This is a genomic window from Aeromonas sp. QDB56 (genome assembly GCF_027705505.1).
Lineage (GTDB): Bacteria > Pseudomonadota > Gammaproteobacteria > Enterobacterales > Aeromonadaceae > Aeromonas > Aeromonas caviae.
This window is the reverse complement of sequence record NZ_JAPDBZ010000245.1, coordinates 1-2283: the sequence shown is the minus strand read 5'-3', so window position 1 is coordinate 2283 and position 2283 is coordinate 1. Positions and strand designations below refer to the sequence as shown.

The window sequence follows — 2283 nt, the reverse complement described above, 5'->3', positions numbered from 1 at the left end:
ACGCAAGAGGCAATAGTGGATCACCGGACGATCGTCTCATTTTTTACCTGTCAACTGGTCTGGGTGAACCGTTACTGAGCAGCGGCTTTCTGGCGGCATTAACGGGGCGTCGTTTATCGCTGCCATTATTGACCCTGCTGGCCATGGTGGTTGGTACTGGTGCGGGTGTGCTGCTGGGCGGCAATAATCTGGTGGAACCGCTGGTGCTGGCCTCGCTCTGGTTTGCGGGTGCCTTGGTGTTTGCGCCCAATCGTTTGTCAATAATGAGCTGGATGATACCTTGTTTTGCGCTGTTTCATGGTTGGGCGCATGGTGTTGAAGCGCCTGTCGGGCAAGTCGCGTTGTTCACTGCGGGGGCTGTGGTTTCATCGCTGGTGTTGCTGGCGGTGGGTTATGCGGTTGGCAGCAAAGCGAACCACATAGCATGGTTGAAAAAAGGCTGGGCAGCAGTGGTGTTTGCCTCGGCGTCAGCACTGTTGGCGGGTTAATTCATGATTTTTTCAGCGATCAATCAAACCTCGCCAGTCAGTTGGTTACAACTATTCCAATTGATGAGCCCTAATCTGCCAGTGGGTGGGTTTACCTATTCGCAAGGGCTGGAATGGGCGGTTGAAACGGGTTGGGTTAAAAACGCCGCTGAATTTGAACAATGGCTGACTGATCAAATGGACGAAGGGCTGGTCTATCTCGACTGGCCGCTTCTCAACCGCCTTTACGTTGCTGCCCGGCAAGACAATCTGACTGCTTTTGTAGACGCTATCGATTTGCTGGTAGCGAGCCGCGAAAGCGAAGAGTTTCGGTTGGAAGAGGGGCAGCGCGGTGATGCGTTTTACCGTGTGATCAAAGATTGGGGCATTTCAGGCAGTGCTGATATGGCCGTTCATCTGAAACGCTCACAGCTGGCCGGCATGGTGTGGTTTGGTGCAAAAAACAACCTGAGTGTCGAGCAACTAGCGTTGGGCTGGGGATTCGCGTTGCTGGAAGGTGCCGTCATGGCCGCCATTAAATTAGTGCCCATTGGTCAGCAAGCGGGTCAGACATTGCTTCGAAAATTATCCGCGCAACTGCCTGAAAAATACCAACGGGCTTGCACTGTGCAAGACGATGAGATCGGAGGCAGTTTAACCTGCCTCGCCATCGCCAGTGCATGCCACGAAATACAATACACGCGGTTATTCCGCTCATAATCAGATTGGAAAGGACACTCTTATGACTCAAACATCATCCCCATTACGAGTTGGCGTTGGCGGCCCTGTTGGTTCCGGCAAGACTGCGCTGTTAGAAGTATTATGTAAAAAGATGCGTGATCACTTTGAGATCGCCGTCGTCACTAACGATATCTACACCAAAGAAGATCAGCGAATTTTAACCGAAGCAGGCGCGTTACCTGCCGAGCGTATTGTCGGGGTGGAAACCGGTGGTTGCCCGCACACGGCGATCCGTGAAGATGCATCGATGAATCTGGCCGCTGTTGAAGCGCTCAGTGAGAAATTCGGCAATCTGGATGTCGTTTTCGTTGAGAGCGGTGGCGACAACCTGAGTGCCACCTTCAGCCCTGAATTAGCTGATATGACCATCTATGTGATTGATGTGGCGGAAGGCGAGAAAATTCCACGCAAAGGCGGGCCGGGCATTACCAAATCTGATTTATTAGTGATCAATAAAATCGATTTGGCCCCGTATGTTGGTGCGCGTTTAGATGTAATGGAATCAGACACCAACCGTATGCGCCCACAAAAACCGTGGACATTCGCCAATCTGAAAACCGGTCAGGGAGTGGATACCATCATCGATTTCATCGTGACACATGGCATGTTAACGCCAAAAGCATAAGTGCGACGAAGGCCCTGAAATTGTCTAAACGATTCAGGGCATTACGCGATGAGGTATCCTGATTTTCACAGACAGTCCCGATTGTTACGATGAGACAATCGGGGGTATTGAATGAAATCGAGAGAACACTATTCACCAGAGTTTCGGGCAGAGGCGGTTCGACTGGTGTTGGAGCAAGGCCTTGGCCAAGCTGAAGCCGCCAGAAGGTTGGGTATTGCCAAAGGCACACTGAGCAACTGGGTGGTCGCAGCCAAAGGAGGAAAGGATACATCGGCCATTCCCGGAGCGCGTTCTGTCGCCGAGCTGGAGGCTGAAGTGGCCCGGCTACGCAAAGCTCTCGCACAAGCCAACATGGAGCGCGACATCATAAAAAAGGTTCTTCGCGGGATCTTGGGGAAGTGGAAGTTGACAGACAGGGTGCTGGTAAACTGGCTGTCTCCAAACACACCA

At 52.2% G+C, this 2283-nt stretch carries 4 protein-coding genes; all 4 read left to right on the top strand.

Features of this window, described 5'->3' with window-relative positions:
* Nucleotides 1-488 (top strand): HupE/UreJ family protein (locus OKB81_RS20090; protein WP_270805418.1); only part of this gene is annotated, 488 nt, incomplete at its 5' end.
* A gap of 3 nt (nt 489-491) precedes the next feature.
* The gene (locus OKB81_RS20085) at nt 492-1187 is read left to right on the top strand and encodes an urease accessory protein UreF (protein ID WP_109112777.1); all 696 of its coding nucleotides are present in this window, start codon (nt 492-494) and stop codon (nt 1185-1187) included.
* Nucleotides 1188-1209: 22 nt separating this feature from the next.
* Nucleotides 1210-1833 (top strand): urease accessory protein UreG, encoded by a 624-nt coding sequence (gene ureG / locus OKB81_RS20080; RefSeq protein ID WP_053288401.1) that lies wholly within the window; start codon nt 1210-1212, stop codon nt 1831-1833.
* Nucleotides 1834-1944: 111 nt separating this feature from the next.
* The coding region (locus OKB81_RS20075; protein WP_270805417.1) for a transposase at nt 1945-2283 on the top strand (339 nt) is incomplete at its 3' end.